The organism is Anaerolineae bacterium (assembly GCA_014360855.1).
Classification (GTDB): domain Bacteria; phylum Chloroflexota; class Anaerolineae; order JACIWP01; family JACIWP01; genus JACIWP01.
Map to the genome: position 1 here is coordinate 1 of JACIWP010000388.1, position 2073 is coordinate 2073.

Annotated in this window: 4 protein-coding genes; all 4 read right to left on the reverse strand. The window is 61.1% G+C overall.

Translation table 11 applies throughout. The features are described 5' to 3' along the window. Positions 1-222: PTS sugar transporter subunit IIB (locus H5T60_14305; protein ID MBC7243605.1), on the reverse strand; the 222-nt coding region annotated here is incomplete at its 3' end. A gap of 113 nt (positions 223-335) precedes the next feature. After that, positions 336-770, reverse strand: coding sequence for a PTS sugar transporter subunit IIA (locus H5T60_14310; GenBank protein ID MBC7243606.1), 435 nt, complete (start codon positions 768-770; stop codon positions 336-338). Between the two features lie 23 nt (positions 771-793). Next, complete coding sequence (locus tag H5T60_14315) at positions 794-1540, reverse strand: GntR family transcriptional regulator (protein MBC7243607.1); 747 nt, start codon at positions 1538-1540, stop codon at positions 794-796. Positions 1541-1866: 326 nt separating this feature from the next. After that, the coding region (locus H5T60_14320) for a trimethylamine methyltransferase family protein (protein ID MBC7243608.1) at positions 1867-2073 on the reverse strand (207 nt) is incomplete at its 5' end.

Here is a 2073-nt window from a genome sequence, read left to right on the forward strand (position 1 = left end):
GGTACTGCGGTTCTGCGTTTCCTGGCTCAGTTTCTGAATGGCCGCGTCGACGGAATAGACCTCCACCACTAAGCCAGGCGGCGCCGCCAAACGCATCACCTCCTGCATGTACGGGTCCTGCGCAAGCTGGTCATCGATGATGGCAATGCGTTTGAACGGCTTGTGCTTGCACCAGACAGCGATCACCTGTCCGTGAATGAGACGATCATCAATGCGAACCAGACCCCACTCCTCAGCGATGGTCCATCACCTCCTTTCTAGGATAGATGTGGTACAGCTTCTCAGGAAAAAGTTCGCCGTGCCAGGCGAAGACCCCCCACCGGAAAACGCGCTTATCACTGGCCGGCCGAGACCTGGTTGGCATTGGCGGCCATGGTCTTGCGGAACATGGGCCCCAGGTTTTTGACTGATTCCCGGCCGGCCTCGGTGATCATCTCAGCCAGCTCGCTGGCCGACATCTCATCCCGGCACATCAACAGTTCCAACAGCATCGGCAGGTTGACGCCGGTGACACACTCCACCCCGCGCTCCATGATCTGGCGGGCCGAGACGTTATACGGCGTGCCGCCGAAGAGGTCCACCAGCACCAGCACCTCCTGGCCGGCGAGCGGCTCCAGCACCGCTGTCAGACGCTCCGTCAATGCCTCCGGACAGTCTTCTGGCTGGAGCGAGACCGCATACACCCCTTCTTTGGGTCCTACAATCATCTCCGCCGCCCGGATGAGCGCCTCGCCCAGGTCTGCATGGGAAACGATGACGATGTGAACCATGTCTGCTCCTATTGGTGAAAAGATTATCTCGCTTCCTGGCCTTCCAGCACCAGGGTGAGATAGTACCACTCGCCGCAGTAGCTTGAGAAGGAGTATTCCACCACCTCGCCGCTGTCCAGGAAGGTCAGGCGCTGGGCGCGCAGGACCGCCGCCGGCGGCGTCAGCCGCAGTAATCTTGCCTCGCGGTCATCGGCCAGGCAGGCACACACCTGCTCCTGGGCATAGGCGATGCACAGTCCATATTTGTTCCGCAGGAGCCCGAACAACGATTCCCTGCTCAGATCATGTTCCAGGATGCCCGGACAGAGACGGTGGGGGAGATAGCAGGTATGGATGGCCAGGGGGATATCGTTGACCAGGCGCAAGCGCTCGACCTTGACGATCTCCTCGTCCGGGGAAATGCGCATTGGGCCGGCGAGTTCTTCCGGGACGGGAGAAATCAGCGCGGTCTCCAGCAGGATGCTGGAAGGGGAGAGGCCGGCGCGCTGGATGTCGCTGGTGAAGCCGCCGAGGGATACATGCACGGAGACGCGCACCTGCGGCGCAGTGACGAAAGTGCCCTGGGCCGGCACAGTGCGGATCAGATACTCGCGTTCCAGCTCTTCAATCGCCCGGCGCACGGTGGTGCGGCTGACCCCGAACATCTCGCACAACTGGCGCTCGGAGGGGAGACGCTGACCAGGCCGCAGATTGCCCTGTGCGATTTGTGCGGCCAGCGCGGTCTTCAACTGAAGATGCAGTGGAGTAGAGCCATTTCGCTGTAAGGCCATCCGACCACCCTCGGGAACGGCAATACACTGCCATGAGACGGGGTTGGGCTGGAACTGGTAATTACCAGTTCATACTATACCACAAATCGCGTGGGTTGTCAACAGCGAATTTTCAGGAGTGTTGAAAAAGTTCAAAAATGCTTTAGCAGAGGAATCGCCTGGCGCGACCGTGGAAGCCACGGCGGCGACTGCGAAGCCAGCGCAAATTCTCCACCGCAGGGTATGTGGTGTTTCCGACATCTTCATTTACAAAAACACCGGGCACAGAAAAGGTGACAGCCCCCTAATGCGGCGGCTGTCACCTGATGGGGAAAAAGCAGGAGTGTCTACAGCACGATGCCGGCGATCTCGCGGCGGATGCGCGCATCCACCTCGTCCGGCCAGCGCGCCGGCTGGTGCGTTTGCAGGATCTGCCGCGCCTTCTCGCGGGCACGCTCGCGGGCTGTTTTGGCGCCGGCGGCGGCCCAATCCTCGCGCGACTCCCGGTCGCTCAGGGTCGGGAAGTAGAACTCGCTGCGCAGATGGCGCGCCGT

Bases quoted from the DNA above. Each gene is read 5' to 3' on its own strand.
- H5T60_14310 (MBC7243606.1), bottom strand. From the start codon at position 770: ATGGTTCACATCGTCATCGTTTCCCATGCAGACCTGGGCGAGGCGCTC.
- H5T60_14315 (MBC7243607.1), bottom strand. From the start codon at position 1,540: ATGGCCTTACAGCGAAATGGCTCTACTCCACTGCATCTTCAGTTGAAG.